2 protein-coding genes and 1 pseudogene are annotated in these 715 nt (G+C 45.9%); 1 reads left to right on the plus strand and 2 read right to left on the minus strand.

What is annotated here, in order from left to right:
• The coding region (locus tag AC1DUA_RS39720) for a helix-turn-helix domain-containing protein (RefSeq protein WP_477504889.1) at positions 1–258 on the plus strand (258 nt) is incomplete at its 5' end.
• Here AC1DUA_RS39720 and AC1DUA_RS39725 read toward each other — a convergent pair.
• On the minus strand, positions 255–470 hold the full coding sequence (locus AC1DUA_RS39725) for a hypothetical protein (protein ID WP_477504890.1): 216 nt from the start codon (positions 468–470) through the stop codon (positions 255–257). The genes AC1DUA_RS39720 and AC1DUA_RS39725 overlap by 4 nt on opposite strands.
• Positions 463–715, minus strand: a pseudogene (locus AC1DUA_RS39730) (dihydropyrimidinase); the annotation flags it as partial. The gene AC1DUA_RS39725 and the pseudogene AC1DUA_RS39730, both read right to left, overlap by 8 nt.

The following is a 715-nucleotide window of genomic DNA, read 5'->3' on the forward strand; positions in this document are numbered from 1 at the left end:
GAAGAATACCTCGGGCGTATCCTCCACTATGATCGGGAGAGAAACGGCCAACTTTTGAAAACGTTAAAAATGTACTTAGCTTTAAGCGGCTCCAAGCAGGAAACAGCCAAAGAGCTTTTCATCGTAAGGCAAACCTTGTATCACCGTCTGGACAAAATTGCCCTTCTGCTAGGCGAAGACTATATGCGCCCTGACAAAAGAATAGCCATAGAGCTTGCGCTCCATGGCTACGAATACATGAATGGCATCATAACTTAAATCTGTTCATGTCCCTGCCGAATAAGCAGTGTTGCATAATATTTCCTCGCATTCGCTGTCTTCAGATGAAGCGTTGCTGTTTCACCGCCAGGGTGTTCGAATTGCAGCCATGCGCCGCTTAAATCTTCTTTCACCCCAACGATCTTAAATTTCTGAGCAACGAAACCATCCAGCTTTTGCTTTTCCAGGATAAATTGCGCATGCTCAGACATGTGTTGCACCCCTTTGATTCACGGTATCTTGCTTAGGCTTAACCTGAAGAGTTTCGGAGGGATAGGTATTCCGTTTCACGAATTGCCCAACACCAGGCGTACCCACGAATTGCTTATTCCGGATCACGAACTCCCCTCTCGACAGCACAGTAATAGGCTCACCAGTGATTTCAATACCTTCAAACGGATTATAATCCACGTTCATATGGTGGGTATCGGAAGAAATAATGCGAGTTGCGTTCGGA

The sequence above is a fragment of the Paenibacillus sp. 01T422 genome, from assembly GCF_056398785.1.